The organism is Thalassobaculum sp. OXR-137 (genome assembly GCF_034377285.1).
Lineage (GTDB): Bacteria > Pseudomonadota > Alphaproteobacteria > Thalassobaculales > Thalassobaculaceae > Thalassobaculum.
In genome coordinates this window covers 3,947,486-3,967,087 of record NZ_CP139715.1, presented here as the reverse complement: position 1 = coordinate 3,967,087, position 19,602 = coordinate 3,947,486, and the positions used below count along the sequence as shown (strand labels likewise).

29 protein-coding genes are annotated in these 19,602 nt (G+C 66.9%); all 29 read right to left on the bottom strand.

Annotation, left to right across the window (positions count from 1 at the left end; all coding sequences use genetic code 11):
- Positions 1 to 6: 6 nt before the first annotated feature.
- Positions 7 to 540 (bottom strand): hypothetical protein, encoded by a 534-nt coding sequence (locus tag T8K17_RS18535; RefSeq protein WP_322331218.1) that lies wholly within the window; start codon positions 538 to 540, stop codon positions 7 to 9.
- 168 nt (positions 541 to 708) lie between these two features.
- On the bottom strand, positions 709 to 1,971 hold the full coding sequence (locus T8K17_RS18530; protein WP_322331217.1) for a hypothetical protein: 1,263 nt from the start codon (positions 1,969 to 1,971) through the stop codon (positions 709 to 711).
- A 5-nt stretch (positions 1,972 to 1,976) separates the two neighbouring features.
- Positions 1,977 to 2,270 carry a hypothetical protein gene (locus tag T8K17_RS18525; RefSeq protein ID WP_322331216.1) on the bottom strand — a complete coding sequence of 98 codons (294 nt, stop codon included), beginning with the start codon at positions 2,268 to 2,270 and terminating at the stop codon, positions 1,977 to 1,979.
- A gap of 11 nt (positions 2,271 to 2,281) precedes the next feature.
- A complete protein-coding gene (locus T8K17_RS18520; RefSeq protein WP_322331215.1) occupies positions 2,282 to 2,713 on the bottom strand; it encodes a hypothetical protein in 432 nt (143 codons plus the stop codon).
- Positions 2,710 to 3,246, bottom strand: coding sequence for a phage virion morphogenesis protein (locus T8K17_RS18515; protein ID WP_322331214.1), 537 nt, complete (start codon positions 3,244 to 3,246; stop codon positions 2,710 to 2,712). The genes T8K17_RS18520 and T8K17_RS18515 overlap by 4 nt, the downstream gene beginning before the upstream one ends.
- Before the next feature lie 2 nt (positions 3,247 to 3,248).
- Positions 3,249 to 3,668, bottom strand: a complete 420-nt coding sequence (locus T8K17_RS18510) for a DUF1320 domain-containing protein (RefSeq protein ID WP_322331213.1) — start codon at positions 3,666 to 3,668, stop codon at positions 3,249 to 3,251.
- Entirely contained in the window at positions 3,665 to 4,030 is a 366-nt protein-coding gene (locus T8K17_RS18505; RefSeq protein WP_322331212.1) for an HI1506-related protein, read from the bottom strand. Before T8K17_RS18505 ends, T8K17_RS18510 begins: the two co-directional genes overlap by 4 nt.
- 2 nt (positions 4,031 to 4,032) lie before the next feature.
- Entirely contained in the window at positions 4,033 to 4,929 is an 897-nt protein-coding gene (locus T8K17_RS18500; protein ID WP_322331211.1) for a Mu-like prophage major head subunit gpT family protein, read from the bottom strand.
- A gap of 15 nt (positions 4,930 to 4,944) precedes the next feature.
- Positions 4,945 to 5,784, bottom strand: coding sequence for a hypothetical protein (locus T8K17_RS18495; RefSeq protein WP_322331210.1), 840 nt, complete (start codon positions 5,782 to 5,784; stop codon positions 4,945 to 4,947).
- A gap of 3 nt (positions 5,785 to 5,787) precedes the next feature.
- Positions 5,788 to 6,825 (bottom strand): phage protease, encoded by a 1,038-nt coding sequence (locus tag T8K17_RS18490; protein WP_322331209.1) that lies wholly within the window; start codon positions 6,823 to 6,825, stop codon positions 5,788 to 5,790.
- 586 nt (positions 6,826 to 7,411) lie between these two features.
- Positions 7,412 to 8,638 carry a phage minor head protein gene (locus tag T8K17_RS18485; RefSeq protein WP_322331208.1) on the bottom strand — a complete coding sequence of 409 codons (1,227 nt, stop codon included), beginning with the start codon at positions 8,636 to 8,638 and terminating at the stop codon, positions 7,412 to 7,414.
- A gap of 3 nt (positions 8,639 to 8,641) precedes the next feature.
- Positions 8,642 to 10,246: a DUF935 domain-containing protein gene (locus T8K17_RS18480; protein WP_322331207.1), complete on the bottom strand. Its 1,605-nt coding sequence runs from the start codon at positions 10,244 to 10,246 to the stop codon at positions 8,642 to 8,644.
- Positions 10,247 to 10,257: 11 nt separating this feature from the next.
- A complete protein-coding gene (locus T8K17_RS18475; RefSeq protein WP_322331206.1) occupies positions 10,258 to 11,895 on the bottom strand; it encodes a hypothetical protein in 1,638 nt (545 codons plus the stop codon).
- Positions 11,892 to 12,467, bottom strand: coding sequence for a phage protein Gp27 family protein (locus T8K17_RS18470; RefSeq protein WP_322331205.1), 576 nt, complete (start codon positions 12,465 to 12,467; stop codon positions 11,892 to 11,894). The genes T8K17_RS18475 and T8K17_RS18470 overlap by 4 nt, the downstream gene beginning before the upstream one ends.
- A gap of 8 nt (positions 12,468 to 12,475) precedes the next feature.
- A complete protein-coding gene (locus T8K17_RS18465) occupies positions 12,476 to 12,781 on the bottom strand; it encodes a hypothetical protein (protein ID WP_322331204.1) in 306 nt (101 codons plus the stop codon).
- Positions 12,778 to 13,182, bottom strand: a complete 405-nt coding sequence (locus tag T8K17_RS18460) for a DUF2730 family protein (protein ID WP_322331203.1) — start codon at positions 13,180 to 13,182, stop codon at positions 12,778 to 12,780. Before T8K17_RS18460 ends, T8K17_RS18465 begins: the two co-directional genes overlap by 4 nt.
- Positions 13,179 to 13,397 (bottom strand): TraR/DksA C4-type zinc finger protein, encoded by a 219-nt coding sequence (locus tag T8K17_RS18455; RefSeq protein ID WP_322331202.1) that lies wholly within the window; start codon positions 13,395 to 13,397, stop codon positions 13,179 to 13,181. The genes T8K17_RS18460 and T8K17_RS18455 overlap by 4 nt, the downstream gene beginning before the upstream one ends.
- Positions 13,378 to 13,575, bottom strand: a complete 198-nt coding sequence (locus T8K17_RS18450; protein WP_322331201.1) for a hypothetical protein — start codon at positions 13,573 to 13,575, stop codon at positions 13,378 to 13,380. Before T8K17_RS18450 ends, T8K17_RS18455 begins: the two co-directional genes overlap by 20 nt.
- On the bottom strand, positions 13,572 to 14,186 hold the full coding sequence (locus T8K17_RS18445; RefSeq protein WP_322331200.1) for a hypothetical protein: 615 nt from the start codon (positions 14,184 to 14,186) through the stop codon (positions 13,572 to 13,574). The genes T8K17_RS18450 and T8K17_RS18445 overlap by 4 nt, the downstream gene beginning before the upstream one ends.
- A 12-nt stretch (positions 14,187 to 14,198) precedes the next feature.
- Positions 14,199 to 14,630: a D-Ala-D-Ala carboxypeptidase family metallohydrolase gene (locus T8K17_RS18440; protein WP_322331199.1), complete on the bottom strand. Its 432-nt coding sequence runs from the start codon at positions 14,628 to 14,630 to the stop codon at positions 14,199 to 14,201.
- 106 nt (positions 14,631 to 14,736) lie between these two features.
- Positions 14,737 to 15,141, bottom strand: a complete 405-nt coding sequence (locus T8K17_RS18435) for a hypothetical protein (protein WP_322331198.1) — start codon at positions 15,139 to 15,141, stop codon at positions 14,737 to 14,739.
- Between the two features lie 268 nt (positions 15,142 to 15,409).
- Positions 15,410 to 15,799 (bottom strand): helix-turn-helix domain-containing protein, encoded by a 390-nt coding sequence (locus tag T8K17_RS18430; RefSeq protein ID WP_322331197.1) that lies wholly within the window; start codon positions 15,797 to 15,799, stop codon positions 15,410 to 15,412.
- Positions 15,796 to 16,527, bottom strand: a complete 732-nt coding sequence (locus tag T8K17_RS18425; RefSeq protein WP_322331196.1) for a regulatory protein GemA — start codon at positions 16,525 to 16,527, stop codon at positions 15,796 to 15,798. Before T8K17_RS18425 ends, T8K17_RS18430 begins: the two co-directional genes overlap by 4 nt.
- Positions 16,524 to 16,805 (bottom strand): hypothetical protein, encoded by a 282-nt coding sequence (locus T8K17_RS18420; protein ID WP_322331195.1) that lies wholly within the window; start codon positions 16,803 to 16,805, stop codon positions 16,524 to 16,526. The genes T8K17_RS18425 and T8K17_RS18420 overlap by 4 nt, the downstream gene beginning before the upstream one ends.
- Before the next feature lie 219 nt (positions 16,806 to 17,024).
- Positions 17,025 to 17,288 (bottom strand): hypothetical protein, encoded by a 264-nt coding sequence (locus tag T8K17_RS18415; protein WP_322331194.1) that lies wholly within the window; start codon positions 17,286 to 17,288, stop codon positions 17,025 to 17,027.
- 10 nt (positions 17,289 to 17,298) lie between these two features.
- On the bottom strand, positions 17,299 to 17,946 hold the full coding sequence (locus T8K17_RS18410) for a DUF3164 family protein (RefSeq protein WP_322331193.1): 648 nt from the start codon (positions 17,944 to 17,946) through the stop codon (positions 17,299 to 17,301).
- Positions 17,947 to 18,050: 104 nt separating this feature from the next.
- Positions 18,051 to 18,326, bottom strand: coding sequence for a hypothetical protein (locus T8K17_RS18405; RefSeq protein WP_322331192.1), 276 nt, complete (start codon positions 18,324 to 18,326; stop codon positions 18,051 to 18,053).
- Positions 18,323 to 18,580, bottom strand: a complete 258-nt coding sequence (locus T8K17_RS18400) for a hypothetical protein (protein WP_322331191.1) — start codon at positions 18,578 to 18,580, stop codon at positions 18,323 to 18,325. Before T8K17_RS18400 ends, T8K17_RS18405 begins: the two co-directional genes overlap by 4 nt.
- Positions 18,577 to 19,539 (bottom strand): AAA family ATPase, encoded by a 963-nt coding sequence (locus T8K17_RS18395; RefSeq protein ID WP_322331190.1) that lies wholly within the window; start codon positions 19,537 to 19,539, stop codon positions 18,577 to 18,579. The genes T8K17_RS18400 and T8K17_RS18395 overlap by 4 nt, the downstream gene beginning before the upstream one ends.
- Between the last annotated feature and the right edge of the window lie 63 nt (positions 19,540 to 19,602).

The window sequence follows — 19,602 nt, the reverse complement described above, 5'->3', positions numbered from 1 at the left end:
GATCGGCTATTCCGTAGCCTTCCTGGTCTTCGCCTCCGCCGCCCGACGTGCCGCGCGGTTTGGCCCGCCGGCCTGCGGTTGCCCATCTTCGGGCGGCGTCTCGGAGTTTTTTTCCTCGATCCCCAGGACCATGCGGGCGGTGGCTTCCATCACGGCGCCGCGGATCCGCGGGTCGCGCAGTAGCTGACTCTTCGCGGCATCGGAATAACCGAGCGCGCCCTTGCCCTGGGCGGCGATCCCAGACCAGCCCTTCAGGTGCTTGTAGAGCGGGTCGGCGGCGTCGCCGTGCTTGCCGCCCTTGGCCGCATAGTCCGTCATGTCCTGCTGCAGCTGCATGTAGGCGTCCATGTCCAGGTAGTCGACGTCGATCCGGATCTCGTGCGTCTGGAACTGGCCATCGCCGATCGGCACACGGATCCGAGCCGGCCAGTTGCGGACCACCGGGCGGGCATCGAAGACGAACAGGCCGCCTTCCTCGAACGCATCGAGGGGAATGTCCGAGGCGTCGATGTCCTCGTGCTTCTGTTTCCTGGGCGCCATGCGGCTCTCCTCTGAGACAACGGTTGCCGGTCTCTCCCGGCTGTCACGCGCCATAGCTCCCGCGTTCAGCAGCTGTCCGCCCAGCTGCGGGCCTACTCCCGGATCGTCGGGCCTCGCCGGCCATTGGGTGTCGGGTGCGGCGAGGCCCTCCTCGGTTTCGCTTGGGATCTACTTGATCGCCAGCAGCAGCTCGTCGTTGCCGGCGTCGGACGGGAGCGCGGTGACGTTGGCCGAGAACATCGCCACGCCTTCCTCGTCCTGGTACTGCAGACCGGTGATCTCCAGCCGCGTGCAGGTCAGGTGGACGATCTCGCCGCGCACCAGGCCGTGGATCAGCTCGAAGGTGAGGGTCGACCCGTCGTCCAGGTTGTCGAAGAAGTCGGCGTCGTCGAGATCCAGCGCCTCGAACACGATCGTGCCGGAAGAGGCGCGGCCTGACGTGCGGACCTTCTTCTGACCGACCAGGGACCGCATGACGGTGTTCTGACCGACGTTGAGGTTGAAGCTCCGCAGCACGATCTCCACGCCGCCGAGCGCCACGTAGGGCGAGTTGTCGTCGTCGACGATCAGCGGATCCTGGAAGGCGGAGAAGTCGACGGCCGGGATCTCTTCGCTCGAGCGCACCCCCGGCAGACCCATGAAGTCGAACTGCAGGTCGAAGTAGCCGTCGGCCGCCGCGTTGATCGTGACGTTGCCGCGCTGCCCGCCGAAGCGATGCCGGTTGGTGCCATACTGGAAGAAGCTCTCACCGGATTCGAAGGTGTCGCTGATCGGCGCATAGAAGGAGCCAGGCGGGGACAGCTGGATCGTGTAGCTGTCGCCGACCTCGAAGGCGGTACCGACCGTCGGCGTGATGGTCGCACCGTGCAGAAGATCGAAGTCCGTGGCATCCGTCATGACCTGCGCGGTCGCCTCGTAGGCCGCCAGGTGCTTGGTGGCCGGCGCGCTCACCGTGAACTCCGCAACGCCAGACCCACCCCCGGTGGTGCACAGGAGCGTGACCAGGCGATCGACGATCCCCTCGTAGGGGTCGCCGGCCGCGTAGGTGAACGTGCCGGTGGGGCCGCCGACGCCCGTCGGCGGGCTCGCCGCGATCGTCGCCGCCGGCGCACGGACAGTCTCGGACGTGCCAGCCTGCCGCAGCAGTCGGCCGAACGCGGGTGCCTGGCCGGCATCGAGCGCCGTCTCGCCCGCGCCGGTCGCCTCAACGGTGAACTGCATGGTCCCGCGCTTGGCGGCCAGCTTGCCGGGGTTGGCGCCGAAGTACGGCGTGACGATGTCGCGCTCGACCCGGTTGCCGGTCAGCGGCACGGCGGTCATGGACTTGATCAGAACCGCGTTGCTGGCGGCCATCGCACCCGGAGAGACGTTGTATGTCTCCTCGAGCTGGTTGAACAGCACGGCCGTGTTCATGGAGATTTCGTCGGCCATTGCGGTCACTCCTTACCGCTAGAGGAATCGGACGCCGCCTTCGCCGAGCTGGTGCTCGTTCCCAGGGGGCGCGGGCTGCTGTCGCTCGTCGGCGATCGCCGCGGCGACGGCTTGTCGGACTTCGGCTCGGCCGCCGGCTTGGGCAGCGCCTGGACCGGCTTCTCGGCCGACGGCTCGGCCTTCTTATCGGCCTGGGCCGCCAGCTCCCGACGCTCGGCGCGGCTCAGAGACTTCGGCGGTTCGCCGACGCGCACGCGCTCGCCGGTCTTCGGATCGATGACGAATTGGCCTCCTGACATCGGACGGCTCCCTACGGTTGCAGCTTGGTTCGGACGGTGAAGTCGAGCTGGCGCCACACGACCTGGTCGCGCAGGCCGAGGGTGCGGCTCCCGGCAAACTGCATGGAGTCCTCGGCCCCGGTCGGCTTCCACCCCGCCAGCTGTGCGGTGACGGTCGCCTCCAGGTCTTCGATGGCCAGACTTGCGCCGGCGCCTCGCGGATCCCGCAGGTTGCCCAACGCCAGCACGACAGCGATGCCGCGGGTCACGAGCTGCCGGTGCTTCCCGATCAGCTCGGACTTGCCGGCTCTGTCGGTCGTAGCGATCACATAGCCAGCGGGTTGCAGGTGGCGCGGCGGGTTGCCGGTGAGTGCCGCGAACTCCGCGACACCTTCGATCAGCACCAGGCCACTGGCTTCTTTGCCCTCTTGGAGGCGTGCGATCGTCTGCGACAGGATCGTCATGCCGCACCCCCGGCCGCCATGGCGATCGGGGTGAACAGCCAAGCCTCGAACATGTCGATCACGGACGCCTCGTCCTCCGGACCGAAGCCGACGAACGGGCGGGGCGGCATGGTCACGCTCTGGACGTTGACGAAGCCCTCCTGGCCGCCTTCAGCGGCGAAGCCAGGCACCGTGAAGGACAGGCCTTTTTCGGTCTTAGCGCGGATCACGCCACCGAATTGGTGGATGGCCGCATAGATCACGTTGGTCCCCACCATGACCTCGCCGGCGGAGGCCTCGTAGGTCATGGAGTTTCGGAGGCGAGCGCTGTCAACCAGCGTCTGGCCACCCTCCTGAGAAGCTCGTCGGCTCTTCGGCCAGGCGGTCCCGTCCGGACCCTTGCCCGTCTCGAACCGGTCGAGCACGTTGTCGCGCAACGCGGCGCCGATGGGATCCAACAGCTCCGTCAGATCCTGCCCGCCGTCCGCCCACTGCGACAGCACGGTCGCCGCGCGGACCTCGTCGATCGACAGGGAAGCGGAGAAGCCGGCCATGGTCAGAAGTCCTTCAGGCCGGTTCGGGACATCAGGCGATCGTCGCCGACGAACTCGATGGTCGCGGACGCCGGCCCGGCGGCGGTCACTCCATCGTCGCCGAGCGTCGCCTTGCCGGCGGCCACGTCGCGCAGCCAGGTGAGCGAGTCTTTGTAGGCGGTGCGGACCTGCTCGGTCGGCGCATCGGCGTGGAGGAAGTAGCGGGCAATGTCGCCGGCGACACGCACCAGGCGCTCCGGGACCGTGGCGAGCGGCAGGGCCGCCCGCGCCGCGATGTAGCTGTCGATCAGCTCGTCGGCATCGGCCAAGGCGGAGGCGACCACCTCCGCATCGATCGAGCCGACGTTATCGCGATCGGTGAGCTGAAGGATCTCCAGCTCACCGAAACGATCGACCAGGGCCTGTTGCGTGGCGTAGGTCATGCGCTCTTGCCGCTGCCCTTCTTAGGCTTCTCTGCGTCGGCCTTCTCTGCGTTGGCCTTCTCTGCGTTGGCGTTGTCGGCAGCGGCCTTGTCGGCAGCGGCCTTGTCGGCAGCGGCCTTGTCGGCAGCGGCCCGGTCAGCGGCGGCCTTGTCGGCAGCAGCCTTGTCGGCGGCGGCCTTGTCGTCCTCGTCGTCCTCCAGTTCCACCGGAGAGACGGAGAGCATCGGCTCGGCCAGAAACTGGCGGAGCTGGTCCTCGGAGAAGCGGTCGACCGGATAATCGGTCGGCTTCTTCGGGTGGCGGACGCCAGCGCGACGGAAGCCGTCGCGCTGGGCGGAGATCCGGATGCCGGGGCGCGCCATGATCAGGCCGCCAGCAACTGTTCGACGTGGTGCATGGCCGTGCCCTGGGCCACGTTGGTCGCACCGGCCGCGTCACGCTCGGCCTTCAGGACCTCCAGAGCCTTCTTCTCCAGGCTCGGCGGCACGACCAGCAGGTTCGGGCGCAGCCGCAGCTGGCGGCCATGGTCGCCGGTCATGGACATCATGGCGGCGCGGGCGGCGAAGTAGTTCTCGGAGTTGAGCGTCTGCTTCGACGCATAGGCCAGCTGCCAGAGCCCGAACCCGGCAGCGCAGCGCATGTCCACACCCCACACGAACTGCTTCGCCATGAAGACGTTCGGGTCGGTGTTGTTGATCAGCGCTGTGAGCTGCGCCCGGCGGCGCATCTGGAAGATGAGCGGCTTGATCGCCCGCGTGGTGTCCAACAGGAACCAGGCGGTGCCGGCGCCGCCCTGGAAATTGGAAACACTCTGCTCGTCGCCGTTCTCGCCGATCACCGGGTGGTCTGTGTCGAAGAAATACTGGCCGTCGTAGCAGGCCTCAGTGAAGCCGGACTTCAGCAGGTTCCAGACCAGAAAGTCCGGGTGCTCGGCCGCCGTCTGACCCAGGTCGGCGACCAACGGGTTGTAGACCCCGATCTGATCGTCCTCGATGTCATCGCGATCTACGCCGATCGTGTTCTCGAACGCTTCGTTCTCGACCTTGTAGCCATCCTTGGCCACGTTGTTGATGACACGGTCGCCAACCCACCGCCGCATGCCCTGCAGCTTGGCGAGCCAGCGATAGTCGTTCTCGCGGGTGGTCGAGGGGACTTCCATGGCGATCTTGTTCCAGGTCGTCTCGACGCCGCCCAGGGCGCCGTTGAAGATCGTGTTGAAGCTGGTGTTGATCCCAGCCAGCGATGCGCGATTGACTTCCAAGGGTGCCTCCGGGGCTCAGGTTTCGATCAGCAGGGTGACCGCCGCGGTCCGCGCCGCGTCGTTGGTGCCACCCGGCGTGATGGTGATGACATCGCCGGCGGCCACCACGTTGGCGGCCGAGGGCGTGGCGCTGTCCGCGTCACCGGCGGCGGAGCCCGCCTGAGTGATCGTGATCACGCCGTTGGTGACGGGCGTCGCGCCGATGGCGGCCGTCAGCGTGGCGTTGCCGGTGGTCAGGGCGCCGTCGATCACCGAACGGATGCTGGTGATCATCCCCGCGACGGGGCTCACGATCCGGATCGGGTCGGTGCCGTCGAGAGCGGCGGCATCCGGGACGGAGAGCACCACCTGGTTGGCGCCGATGTTCGCCCGCGCCGTAGCCGCGTCGTCGACGTCGTCCAGATTGTTCTGGTCGAGCAGTGCGCCGGCATCGCTGTCGAACGGACCGTTGCCGACCAGGACCCACACCCCGCGGGTATCGACGTCGATAATCCGTCCAGCCCGCGACCGGGCGCCGGTGTCCGACGTCTTGGCCACCGTCTGATCATCGACGATGTAGCAGGCACTGTGGATGTTGGCGGCCGTGATCGCGTCGCCGCCTTCGCTGTTGGCGTACTGGAAGACGCCGCGCTTCACCTTCACCGACTTCGCGCCGTTGGCCCCGAGGCTGTTGTCGACCTGCTCCTCGGCCCGGCCGACGGCGATCAGCCCGGTGGCGGTCGAGCCCGGCTCGGCATAGCCGCCGTTCAGGACCACCAGGGAGCCGGCATGGATGGTGGTGGCGGCCGCGACCAGCAGCACCACCAGTTCGCCCGAACGCTCGGGCGTGTTGCGATCTCCGGTCAGCGCCGTCATGGATCAGCCCTCCGCCTGCACGCCAAGCTCTGCCTGGCGGGTCTTTTTGAAGTCCTCGAGCGGCACGCCCATCTGGGACGCGATCGCGCGGTCGATCTCGGAGAGCCCGTCCTCGCCCTTCTGGGGCTGAGCGGCGAGGCCCGAGGTGCCGGTAACCACCGGCGCCTTCTCCGACCAGGCCTTGAAGCCGGCGAGATCCTGGGAGGCGTAGGCGGTCGCCCATTCCTTCAGCGCCGGCGAGACCTTCCCGGCCTTCACCGCCGCATCGACGGCCGCGGTCGCCTTGTCGGTCGACAGCTCCTTCTGGATCGAAGCCAGGGAGGTCTGCAGCTCGGTGACCTGTTCGATCGGCACGAACTTGGACGGGTCGGGCGCGGTCGACTTCCGCGCCTCGTCGATCGCAGCGGCGAGGGCCGTCTCGGTCGTGTCCTTCACGCCGAGCTTGCTGGCCATCGCAGTGACGATCGCCGTCGAGCTGGAGAGCTTCTGAACATGCGCCAGGGCGGTCGCCTGGTCGGTGTCCTCCTTGAGGCCCAGCGCCTCAAGCAATGCTTTCAGGAACGGGTCCACCTGGACCTCCTTGTGCTGCTGCTGGTGGGAAAGGGCGGTCATGACGAAGGCGGGATTGTTCGTCAGCGCTGCATGGCGCAGCCGGACGATCTGCCGGCCTTCCTTCGTGTAGTCGAAGACCGGGGAGATGAAGCGATACTCTTTGGCCGCGATCGCCTGGGCCGCAGCAGCGGTCCACTCGACGCGTCCCCAGATGCCATCGGCCCGCTCGGCAAGCTCTTTGATCCAGCCCGCGGCGCGGGCCGTGCCGCCGACGCCTTTGACGGCCGACAGGTCGATCTGGTGGTCGTAGTCGATCGGGAGATCCAGGCCACGGGCCGCCGAGATCGAGGTCGCGATCACCGAGGCGGTGTCGGTTAGCTCATACGGCGGGCGTCCGTCGCGCGGCTGAATGAGGCCGAGCGGCATCAGCTGGATCCACTCGGGCGCAACGCCGGCGACCGGATCCGGAAGCTGAATAACCGCGCCCATACCGGTTTCGTGGCGCGTGGGGTCTGTGACCTTCTTGCTCATGGAGAGCATGGTGGAGCCGCCACCAGCCCGAAAACATGGTGACACCTGTCACCATGGGGAGCGATTAAACGGAAGGTCGGGAAGCGGTTCGGTGGGGCTTCAGGCCCGGTCGGTCGACTGGATCAGTCCCCCGAACTGGCCCCAGCATGGTGGTTTCGGGGTGCGCGGGCAAGAGACAGTCCGCCGAGCTACTCCCGAATGGGCCTGGGAGGCGCTCCAGGCCGTTTAAAAATCGTTTAAGGGATTTCAGGGCATCACCGGGGGTCTCAGAGCGATCTCGGCCGTCCTGGGGCTTCCTAGCGCCTCGCCTTGCGCGGTGGCTGTCTGTTCCAGAGGAGCGATCACTGGAATTTAAACGACCTTAAACGCGCTTCGATCCGATCGGTGGTGTCGTTCAGCCATTGCTTGACTGGATTTCATGGCGAGCCTACCTGATAGGAGCGGCGCGCGCGACACGGTGAAACTCTCCCGGCCGTAGCACCGTCCTCGGTAACGAAGACGGGAGCGCAATGCGGGGTTCATGGGAGGCCCCGCCGCGCGCCGTCTACTCCTCCCAGGATCCAAACAGAATGCGACCTCGCTGGATCAGCCGGCGGATATCGGCCGAGTTGGTCCGCCGGAACGACGTCACATAGGTCGCGGCTCCCGTGTCCGTCGCCTTGACCGCCGCCATAAGCGGGCCGTCCTGCCGCCGGACGATCACCACCGACACGTCACGATCCTGGACGATCAGGGAGGGCGCCGCGCCCAGCTCGGGCAGCTGCCGGTACTGAGCCGGGGTCAGGTCGGGATGCTGGCGGAGGTTCTTCGTCAAGCTCTCGGGCGACAGAACGGCGATCGGCGACCTGGCGCCGATCTCTTCGGCTACCGCCGGCGGCAGGCGCATGACCGGCATGGGCACGGTCGGCTTCGTCAGCTGGCGGGCGAAGTCCGGCGATCGCACAACGTCACGCAGGGCCGCATGGGCGATATCCGGGCGGGCGCCGGCGAGCTTGTCCAGCAGCGCGCGGGTGGCGCCGGACGACAGGCCCTGCTCCAGGGTCGCGTCGCGTCGGACGGCGTCGGCAGCGAGCCCGACATGGTAGTTCCATCCCGGATCGATCCCGGCTGGCACATTCTGGATCTCGCCGGTCCGCTGGTTTTCCCACCGGCGTTCCCTCAAGACGGGTGCTTCACTCACGCCGCCGAGCCGCTCGGCCTCTCTCGCCGAGAGCTGGCGCACGGTGCAACGACAGTTCCAGCCGTTGGGCGGGTAGTGGGTCGACCACCAGGCGTCGTCGACGGGGAGCACGGTACCGTGCCAGGCCTGATGTTCCGGCCGGGTGCGATCATCATCGACGGCGACGTACCGCAGATAGGGCCGTAGCCGCTTGGTGCGCTGGATCTGCTCCCAACGGCCGGCCGCATATGAGGTTCGGAGATTCACGTCGAAGATCGTCTTCAGCCGTCGCGGGCTGCCGAGCTGCGCCAGGCGCTCCTCGCCAGTGACCGGGTCGGTTACGCGCTGCCGGCCCCACCATCCCTTGGCCTGCAGCAGTGGCTCCAGGCCCTCGCGGAACTGAGCGAAGGTGGTGCCGTCGGCAAGCGCCTGGTCGACGGCGCCGCGGATGTCCTCAAGGATGTCTAGCTGCATCGCCTTGGCTACGGTGAAGTACCGGGCGTGCTCGCTCTGCCAGACGTCCTGCCAGGCAAAGCCCACCTTGAAGCCCTTCGAGCGGAAGTAGTCGACCGCCTCGCGCGGCGGAAGCGGTTTCAATTCGAGCGCGGGCATCGATCAGGCACCCGCGTCGGAACTGTCGTCGATCGGCGCGTCGACCTCACCGGCCAGTCGTGCTGCAAAGCCGGCCTGGGCCAGTACGGTGATGACCTCGTCGGGCTCCATCTCTTCGATCAGCTCCGGAAGGCGATCGCGCAGCTCCTCCAGGCTCGTCACGTCCTCGAGCAGCTGGCGGACCGGATCCACGATCGGCTCGACCATCGGGCGCCAGTCGTCAATCGCCTCGTCGGCAAGCTCGGTTACGGCGTCACGATCGCCGCGCGCTTGGGCGGCGGCCGTTGCCGTGTCCTGCTCCGGGTCCGACGCACCATCTCGGTTCTCGTTCGGTGCGCCCGGCGAGGCACGCCGACGGGGCTGCAGCAGCTCCTCGTCCTTGTCGGGATCCGGCAAGCCGAGCTTGTCGCGGACGACGGACGATCCGACCTTGCCGCCCATGTCGACATACTTCTCGATCAGCGGCATCAGCTTGGCCATGTCCGTCTGGTCGGGCAGGCCGATGAAGACCCGAGGGTACTTGCCATCCTTCGGCGGGCCGAAATTCAGATCGATCATCGGCTTGACCAGGTCCCGGTTGATCGGGATCGCCAGGCGCTTGGCGTCGCTCTGCTGGATATCCTGACGCACCTGGTCGTGAACCTTGCCGACCGCATAGCCGCCGGCGATCGCGTCGGTGGTCCCCACCTGACCGAGCACGGCCTTGGAGATCTGCTGATCCAGGAAGTTCGCGAGGCTGCTGAAGAGGGCGCCGTCGCCTTTCGAGGCCGACTCAACGAAGTCGATCTTCATGCTGTCGGGAATGATGCCGCCGGCGTCGTGACCGAGCTGCGATACGGCCCGCAGCAGCATCCGGCGGTCTTCCGGCGTGGATCCGTTCGGATACATGCCCAGCCGCAGCGGCTGACCATAGGTCTCCAGGAACGAGACCCAATCCTTCAGGCCGAAGTTTTTGAACAGCCAGGCCCACGACACCGGCCGGGCGAGACCGCCGCGGATCGGCAGGCCGGACTTGGCCTGGATGATCGACGTGATGAACTTGTACGGCGCAAGAGGCACAGGCTGACCGGCGTCGTCGCGCAGCCGAATGGTGCGAAGGTCGACCAGGTCGAACATGAACCACCGGGGATCCCGCCATTCCAGACGCCTCGGCCACCACTGTTTCTCGCTCGTCTCCCACAGGATCTCGACAACGCTGAAGCCCTTGCCGATCGCGTCGAGCATGTCGAACAACTCGTCTTCCAGCTCGTCTCGGCGGAGCCATTCCCGAATGAAGTCCGCGTGCTCCTGCCAGGGGCCTTTGTCCTCGGCCGCTTCCACCGTGATCTCGAGCTGGGCGACGGCGCGCTTGCGCGCCCCAAGGACGCCGACGTAGTGGAGGTCCTTCTCCTCGATGTCCTCGGCCAGCTCGAGATAGGAGACCGGGTCGCCTTCCTCAGAGGCACGCAGGATCGTGCCGAGCCGGGCGGGTGTGAGGCCGCGCGACGGGTGCTCGCCGATCGGGCGGCGCACACCGGCCATGGTCGGACCGGCCAGCTCGTCGAGAAGGACCTCGCGGCGTAGCGGCGTCACACCGTCCGGGCCAACAAGTGTCGGGATCTTGGCCATGCTCTCGTCTCCTACCAGGCACCTGGTCCAAACCGGGCGCCCGGCATTTCGTCATCGGTGCCATATGCGGGTGATTCATCGACCCGGCGACGCATCGGGATCGCGGCCTCGTATCCGAACTCGACGATCCCGGTCAGCGTCGCGACATAGAAATGCAGCAGGGCCTGGCCGGCGTCTCCGTGCCGCCGTCCACCGTCGCTGCCCTCGTTGCGGATATCACTCGGGATCTTGCCGACACCACCGACCACTCGGAACTGGCGCAGATCGTCCCGGACATCTCGATCGGCCGGGATCCAAATGGTCCGATCTTGGAAAGCGGCCGTGAACTTCGGGGTGTTCTCTCGGTACCATGCGTCGTTGGCCATCAGCTCGGTCACCCGGTTCGATCCGAACTTCTGGCGAGCCTCCTGGGCCAGCACCATGCCGTTGCCATTGGCGTCGAGGACCATCCGCTGCAGCCGGTTGAGCCGAGCCCCTATGTAGTAGAGCGCCTGCTTCTGTTGGTCGTAGGGGCATTGCCGCAGCTCGACCACCAGCGGCGCTCGGCGCACCAGGTTCTGAGCTGTGTAGCCGACGACAATACAGGTCCGGTCCTGGCGCATGGCGAAGTCCTCACCGATCGCCGTCGGGAGATCCTTCAAAGCCTCTAGATGCGGGCCGACGTTCTCGTCGAGCCAGGCGCGCATGTCGGCCTGGCGTTGAACCTCGGGGAGGTCAACAAACCCCTCAACCGGTGGCTCCCAGCGCGCGACGCGATAGTCCTCGATACTGCACGCCTCGATCCAAGCCAGGGGCAGCATCACGCCGTCGCCTTCCCGCGGAACGGCGTCCAGTTCTTCCCGCATCGCATCGACACGCGTGCCGTAGCTCCGACGGACCTTGCGGTACCACTCGGCCTTGCCCTCGGCCGAAGCCGTCCAGTTCCGCAGCAGACAAACCCGCTCGTAGAGGCCGTTGGCCACCGCGTCATCGAACGTAATGCGGTGGATGGAGTAGTCGTACCGGCCCTCGCGGGTCTCTTTGATCAGCTCGTTGAAGGCGTTCAGCGTGCCGTTGTGAGTAGAGATGATCCGGATCTTGCCGCCCCAGATGAGCAGAGCGTTGCAGGCGTCGATCACACCGCGGACGTTCGGATGGAACGCCGCCTCGTCGATGATCACGCGCCCCTGCAGGCCTCGGATGTTGGCCGGCCGGCTCGACAGAGCGCAGATCTGGAAACCGGATGCGAAGCGGATCCGGTATGCCTGGATCTGCCTCGAGCTGCCGTCCTCCTGGACGTCGTCGAACAGGAAGTCCTCCACGGACAGCAACTCGGCGGCGACGTTGCGCGCGAACTTGGCGCAGGTCCCGATGAACTCCAGACCCTTCTCCTTGGTGTCGCCGATGTAGAAGGTGTTGTCTCCTCCGGCCGAGGCGCTGGCCGCGCCGATCAAGGTGCTCGCAAGGGCCTCGGCGAAGGTGATGCCGGTCCGGCGGCCCTTCTCGGCGAGCTTCAGGTCGGACTCGTCGGAGACCCACTCCACCTGGTGGGCCATAAGAATGCCGTCCGCCAGAGGATCGAGATCGTCTGGCGGCAGCACTCCCAGGGGCAGATCGTCGATCGGCGATCGCGGTGGCGGCATGGTCGCGGTGGGGAGCTGCTCGCTCATGTGGCCTGGACCCGGACGCCGAGAATGTCGCGGCGGAGCTGCGCCAGGCGCTCGGCCGACAGGCCCTTTCCTTCACCCGCGGATTGGGCGTCTCGCTGCGCCTGGTCGAACAGCTTGGCGGCCTCGCGCTTCAGCTTGGCGAGGACCTTCTCCTCGGCATCGAGCGTGGTCTTGCGCGCGGAGGCCATGTCCTTCATGCCCTTCATCAGGAGCATGAACTCCTCGACCTCGAGGACGTTGTCGGCGCCGGCGTGTTTGTCCATCAGCTTGAAGGCGATGGTCTGCGCGATCTGCATAAGGAAGCGGGCGGCGTCGTTGTCCTGGTCGCCGAACTCTTTAGCCAGCTGAGACGTCACAGACTGCATTCGGTCCATGTCGCCGCGCATCTTGGCTGTCGTGGCGCTGTATCGCGCGACCGAACCGCGCGACGGTGTGTCATCCAGCTTGAGCGTCTGGAGGAACTCAACGACGTCGTCGATCGTGCGCCCTTCGACGTGCAGAAGCCGGTCGATCTCGGCTTTGATGGCCGGATCCAGCTTCTCGATCTTGCTCTTCGGGCCGCGCTTTCTCATGTGGAGCGCTACGCGTTCGGGCGACGCACGCCGGCGGTCTTGAGCCGCCCGGTGGCGGTCGCTTCGCCACGCGCCGTCAGGGTGGCCGTGTAGCTCACACGACCCGGCTGCGGATGCTCGGCGATCGTGAGCAGGCCGGCGTCGCGAAGCCAGATCAGCTCTGCCTGAAGCTCGGCGCGGGTCGGAAACTGGTTGTGATAGCGCGCGATCGCTTCCTGCAGCAGGCCCTCGTAGGCGCTCTGGCCAGGTACCTCGTTGAGGGTCACGATGATCGTCAGCCGCAGCTCCTCGCGCAGCATGTCCTGGATGCTCATGTGCTGACCCTCTGGCTCTGTGCGCCCTTGATCTCGTTCTCGACAAGCATGTCGACCTTCCGGCCGATCTGGCGAAGCTCCCGATCGAGACCGGTCACCTCCGACGCCATGGCCTTGACGTCGCCTCGAAACGACTCGATCGAGATCACGATGTTCTGCAGATCGGTCTGTGTCGGCGCGGTGGCCGCCCGCTGCTCGAGCCGATCGACTGCTCGCTCCAGCTTCTCCACTCGGTCGACCACCTTCTTGGCCGCTTCGTCCCTGGCCGCGACTTCCAGTTCCAGGTCGGAGCGCGGAGCGAACACGCTTCGCAGATACAGCATCGCGATGGAAACCATCGCGATCCCGACGACCGACAGCAGGCCGGCCCACGCGTTAAGCTCTTTAACCAGCTCGATCATCGTGTCGCGCGCTCCCGGTCACGTTGGCAATCGATACAGGTGACCGCGCCCGGATCGGCCGCTCGACGTGCCTCCGGAATCTCCTCCCCGCAGTCGATGCAGTGGGTCCGACCGTCGCCTTTCGGCACGGAGAGCGCGCGCCTCACAGCGGAAGCGCGCGCAGCCTCTTCGTACTCGCTGGCCTGGTCGGCGAAATCAGGCACTGCCGTCCCCATGCAGCTTGGCCCGCAGCTCGTCGGTGACAGCGTTGATGTCCGCCCACTCGGCATCAGTCGGGTCGCGGTTCTCGGCCACCATGCGCTCGATCGCCCGCTTCGCGGCGATCGCGTTCGGGATGCCCGCGGCGATCGCGTCGGCGATCTGGATCCCGATCAGGATCATGGACGCGTTCATCGGCCCGTCTCCTGGCGTGCGAGATAGACGGCAAGCTCGGCGACGGCCGAGCGGGCGAGGGACACGGCCGCCTCCACGGTCGGATCGTGCCCTCGGCGCACCGCGACCTGGGCGCGCTTCAGCGCCTCGTAGGCCGCGTTGTCCAGGCGCCGGATGGTCTGCACCTGGTCCTCGCTGATCAGCCCGCTCTCGATCAGCTCGGCCGCCGAGGATAGGGCGGCGTTGTAGTCCGACTGGACGGCGTAGACCGCCTGGGCGGGCGTAGCGGCCTCGGCCTTGTAGACCGCGTAGGTGCCGCAGGCGACCGGTCCGCCGAAGGCGAGCCCGCCCAGCAGCAGGAACATCAGCGCCACCTTCGTCACCGCGTCGCCGGGTACCTTGAAGGTCGACTTCAGGTCGCTGTCGATGCGCCGCAGGATGTCCAGGGCGGCCGGCGGCACGAAATAGTGCACCGCTCCCATGACCAGGCCGACCGCGGCCGTCTGGATCTCGGTGGGGACATCCACGCCGACGGCGGCCAGGACCAGCGTCAGCAGCCAGGTGGCGATGCCGGACAGCCCGGCGGCGAGGAACTTGCGTTCCGGGATCCAGTGCTTCTTCACGTCGTTCACTGCTCGGTCTCCTCAGTAGGTCCAGAGCGCCGGGCGCGGGGCGTGGTAGCCCTCGGCCGCGGTCATGTCGTCGAGGTGCACGAAGCGCGGTCCGTCGCTGCCATTGGGCTGGGACACGCCGATGCCGGTGAAGCCGAAGGCGCGCGCCTGCTCGACGATCGCCAGAGCCCGGACGCCGTAGACCTGGATGTCTACGGCCCGGCCGTAGGCATGCGTCCCCGGCTGCGCCTTGTTGCGCTCGGCCGGATGCGTGCGGTGGCGGTAGCCCGAGCTGATGATGAACGGAAAGCCCAGGATCTCACGGAGCGTCTGCAGCTTGTCCATGAAGTCCGGAACCACGACCAGCAGACCGGTGTACTTGCACCGCAACTCGTCGGGCGTGAAGTTCTTCCATTGCCAGTCCGGGATGACGGACGACTTCGGATCGGGCAGGGCTAAGGACATCGCGGTTCCTCGAACGTAGGGCGCGGGGCTATGCCCCGCTCACGTTCGAAGCGTGACCGATGCTCGGTCACAAACCCATGGTGACACCTGTCACCATGGCCGTTCTCTAGTCCTGATCTTGGGAGAGGCCGGCAAGAAGCGGAAGATCGTCATCCTGCTCTCGAGCTTTCGCACGATGCCGTTTCACCGTGCGTGCGGCAATGCCGAAACGCCGGGCGAGATCGGACGCACTGCCCTCTCCGTTGATAATCGCCTGCCGCAATTTCTCGGCACGCACGCGATCGCGGGCGTAGGGGCCAAGCGGTATGGCAACCGGACCGGTGCCGTAAGTCGAGACCAACCAGGTTGCGACCTGGTCCCCGAACCGGCGTGTCAGCAACGGGGTGGGCTTCTCTGGCAGGAAAACGATTGTCCCCCCTGCTTCCCGCGCGAGCGACAGAGCGGCCCCGAGACCATGAGCCTCGGCCAGCTCCGCGAGCAATTGAGGTAGCGGGAGCGCCGGCGCGGTCATGGTAGGCTCCGCCGGCGACGTTCATCGAGCGAGACTTTCTCATGGGGCCTAGACCGGTCGATCCGGACCTCTACAGGGCGGTTGCCATCGCCTATCGAGAGCGGCGCCAGGCAGGTGATCTTGACCACCCCGCTTTCTTGGCCGCCCGGAAGGTCTACATCGAGAAAACGGGCGACGAAGCTGGTGCAGCGGATGCTGTGCCGCGGATCATCCATTGGGTCTCTGAGAACTACACAAAGTGGTTCTGGACGGACGTTGGCGGCAAAGGTCAACTCTGAACCTCCCCGCCCAGGTACTGGAAGCCGGCCTCGACCAGCACCGGAACTGGCCAGCCGATTTGATAGTCCGGATCGTCGATCGGCCGCATCGCCACCACGCGCTGCACCGCCGTCTGTACTCGGTGGTCGAAGCCGTGGTCCCTTCCGAGACGGGCTGTCACCCTTTGGACTCCGTGCCAAACGGTCGTGTGGTCGCGGCCGTAGAACCGGCCGATCGCCATCAGGGAGTTTTCGCCATGCTGGGCGCTCAGCCAGAAGGCGACCTGCCGCGGCTCGGTGAACTTCCGCTGCCGGGCAGGTCCCCTGACTTCGGCGGCGTCCACACCCCAGATCTCGCAGACGATCGGCAGAATCCAACGGTTTGGGATGCGCCGGGTCATGACCTGGCCGCCAAGGCTTCACGCAGCGTCCGGCCAAACCATTCGGTAACCCGGAACCAGTCCTCCGGTTCGTAGAGATCGGGACGCGTCTTGTCGGTGGCGGCGATCGCGACGTTCCACCAGCGCGTCTCCTGGGGGTCGCTGACGGCGTCGAGATCCCGCAGGCGTCGCCACTGCGCCGACACCACGGCAAAGCGCTCGTGCGCGTCGATCGGCAGGTAGGGCGCCCAGGCTCCGAGGCCGTCCGTGCTCCAATCCACGCCACCGTCACGCGCTGCCCAGGCCTTCAGCGCCTCGATCGCCTTAAAGGCTTCCTCGCCCTTCAGCCATTCGAGGGCCTCAAGCCCACGGCCTCGGCCGCCGGTTACTCGCCGAACGTAGGTGACCAGGGCGGCCTCCGCTGGGTCGCGAACCACGCCCAGGTGATAGAGGGAAATCCAGAGCGCCCGGACCTTGCGGGCATACTTGTTCGTGGCCAGGCGCCTGCTGCCGGCGCGGGCCGGGGCGGCGGCCTTGGCAGGCTTGAAGCCCTGGGCCTTGAAATGGTCGAGCAGCTCGTCGAGCTGGCGGAGGTTCAGCGCAGTGCTGCTCTCGACACCGAACATCCGGCGGAGGAGCGCGCGATAAGTTTCGTCGTCGAGGCCCAGGTCTCTCTTGGCGATCTGGACCTTTTGCATGCGCGGCCGGCGAGCAGCCTTGTCGTCGGTGCGGGTGGCGGTAGCGGTCATTCGGCGGCTCTCTTGGCAGGGCCGGAACAGCGCCGGCCGGTGGCGTTCACGATCACCATGACGTCCGACCATCCGAGCTGGGCGGATGCGCGCTCCAGGGCCTCGCGCAGCTCGGTGGTCGGATCGCCGGCCGGCCGCTCGGCGGCCTCGCGGGCGGCTTGGGTGACCGCCGTCGCTGCCCGGCGGACGTTCTCCTGCAGGGCTTTCGGCTGATGCGGCAGCAGCTGCATCGTGGCAGACCAAAAGCCCAGCAGCGCGTCGTCGAGCGGCCGGGTCATCGCCGCGTCTCGCTGTCCGATACCGCCAGCGCCAGGGCGCCGCGATAACGGTTGACGGCCTGAAGCCGCTCGTCGATCGGGCTGCTCTGAACCTGCCGCCAACGCTGGCTGACATTCCGTCGATGGAATGTCGACGTCCGGTGCCAGCACTCGCGACACATGGCGTGGCCCTTTCGGAGCGGTGCGCCGCAGCCGCGGACGGGGCAGACGCGGTCCATGTCAGACTCCCTGGCCGGCGAGGAACTCGCCGATTGGAGGCCAGCCGAGCCACTCGGCGTCGGGCAGCGGCGTCGGCAGGCCCCGCACGGGGGTCACGGTGCGGACCTCACCACCGGCCGCGCGGTAGACCCACAGGTCCCGGCGGCCATACCAGAGATCGACGTGCACCACCGGGACCTCAGCCGGGCGGGATGCCTCGTAGATCTCGACCTGGATCAGATCGTCGGCGGCGGGTCGGGCGTGGCGGTTTGCGAGCGCGCCCATGGTCGCCTCCTCATACCGCGGCCAGGTCGATCGGCACGGCGCGCCACCCATCGGCCTGGTCGTTGCGAATGTAGAAGCGGGCGTAGCTCTTGGAGCCGATCACTCGGATGCTGTCCCGGATCGCCTCCTGGCCGCGTTTCCACCGAGCGTCGTCGAACTCCAGGCGCAGCAGTCGGAAGACGGCGTCGCGGCTCACCTGACCTTCCTTGTCGGCCTGGAAGGCCTGATCGACCAGCGTGCGCAGCTCGTCGCGGGCGTCCTCGGTCCAGTCGGAAATGCACTCGTCGAAGAGCGCACGCGCCACCTGCAGCTCCGGTCCGAAGCTGAGGCGGTCGGCGACCGCGATCTGCACCTTCATCAGACCGTCGAAGGTCATGAAGGTGACGTTGCCGCGTCCCTTCGCGCCTCGTTTCGTGGCGCCGTACTCCTCCTCCGCGAGGCTCATGTAAGACCCGGTGTCGGCGAACACGTGGCCCTTGAAGCGCTGGATCTGGTTGTGCAGCTCGACCGCGTAGCCCAGGACCTTCCGGACCATCTGATCTTCGAGCTGCTGGACCGGGCGGATGCTCGCTTCGGTGACGAACCTCCCCTTGGCGTCCTCGACGTAGCCAGCCGGGATTTCGCGGCCGGAAACGGGCAGAGTGAGTTGATCGCTCATATCAGGCTCCTCAGATCTGTGTGTCGGTGAAGCGGGAGCGATGGAGGCTGCCGAGCAGCCACCACCGCAGTTGTTGGCGGATCAGCCAGACCAGGCCGCGGCGCTTAGCCATGGTCGGCCTCCAGCGCGACCAGGTGCGGCTCGCCATCGGCGGTCTCGAATGTCATCGAGATCACGCCGCTGTCGGGGTTGGCATCCATGACGGCGGTCACCGAGGTTCCGTCGAAGAAGTCCAGACGGCAGACCTGCATGTGCCCGCTGGCGCGGATCTTCGAGACGACGGCGTCGATCCGAACCGCAGTCGTGCCTTTGCCTTCGACCCAGCTGATGCGCGCGCCCTCGCCCGGGTACAGCGGGGCGGTTTCCACCACGGCGCTCATAGACCGGCTCCCGATGTCGGCTGTTTGGCTCGCCCCCGGAAGGAGGCGAGATCGACGACGGGGTCGCTGGGGTCGGTCGACGCCACGACACGCTGGCGCCGCGGTACCGGCTTGGCTTCGAGGCGCCGCGCCATGCGGGCCGCGTCGTGCAGTTCGTCGATGCCCTGCATGAAGAGTTGGTGCGGGAAGACGCCGGTCTCCTGCATCACCGTGAACCAGCGCTCGATCACGCCTTCGATCTTTTCGGCAATCATTGGCCACCTCCCAGGTTTGCCCAGGCGGCCTTCAGGTGCTGGAGCCCCATCAGCTCCACGCCGCCCGCGTGCATCACGGCGCGGCGGACCACCTTGTTGACCAGGCGCAATGCGCCGGGCTTTGCCGCCACCTCCTCGACGTAGGCGATGCATTCCGGGCTGGTCACACCCCATGCTTCGGCCTGTGCTCGAACGTCGCCGGCGGTCGGGCGCGGTATGTACCGGCGCCCGCCAACGCGGCTGTAGACCTGGGCGTGCTCGCCGGTCCTGCCGCCGCCCGTCATTCGGCCGGCGACCGTCTCGTTGCCCAGAAACGCGATCCCGATGCCTGTGGCGTCATGGATGCTGCGGATTTCGTCGAAGCACTTGACGTTGAGGTGCTGCGCCTCATCCACGATCAGCAGGCCGCCTGTCTCGGCGGTTTTACGAAGGATCGCCCTATACAAGGGCCGGGCGCCGGTGAACGACATGTCCTTGATGCCCACCGCCTCGGCGATCTCCTGCAAGGCCGGCACGACGGACGAGCAGTGCGGGGCCATGGTGGCGAGCCACACCGACCGGTTGTTGTCCCGGTAGTGTTTGGCGGACTCCGTTTTGCCGACTCCCGGCACGCCAGTGATCGTCACGATGTCGCCGTCGGCATGGGCGATTGCGAGCGTCACCACGATGTCGCGCGCCGTCGGCCCATTGAAGAACGGAGGCGATGAAGGGATCCGCAGGGCGGCTTCCTGGCGGCGACTACGGGCGGACAGCCACTGCTCTACCGCCCGGTCAAAGCCGTCGTTATCGCCCTTGTATTTGCCCTGTAGCCACTGGTTGAGGGCACCGCCGGATACGCCGATCTCCTTTGCGGCGGCGGCCTGCGACAGGCGCTCAGCCTCCATGACGGACCGGGCGCGCTGGCGAAGGTCGCCGTCGTCGACGCTTTCCAGGGCTGTATGTGTGCTGATAAGGTTCATGTCTTCCTACCTCCACTGTTATCGACCGGTGGGCGTTCCCGCGCCCGCCGGTCACTCACGGCC